Here is a 236-nt window from a genome sequence, read left to right on the forward strand (position 1 = left end):
CGACAGCGCGCGATCATGCGCCGCGATCAGGGCGCGGGCGCGCTCGAGGAAGGTCGCGCCGTCTGCCGTGAGCCGGACTGCGCGCGGCGAGCGCTCGACGAGGCGCTTGCCGAGCAGCGTTTCCAGCCGTTGCAGCTTCAGACTAACCGCTGCCTGCGTCGTGCCGAGCGCTTCGGCGGTCCGCGTAAAGCTCTGGAGGTCGGCGACCAGCAGGAAGGCTTGGACCGTGGCGATGT

Annotated in this window: 1 protein-coding gene; it reads right to left on the minus strand. The window is 70.3% G+C overall.

Features of this window, described 5'->3' with window-relative positions; genetic code table 11:
- The coding region (locus AC0L2O_RS37545) for a LysR family transcriptional regulator (protein WP_473373288.1) at nucleotides 1-234 on the minus strand (234 nt) is incomplete at its 3' end.
- Nucleotides 235-236 lie beyond the last annotated feature (2 nt).

The organism is Bradyrhizobium sp. Kon10 (assembly GCF_055807395.1).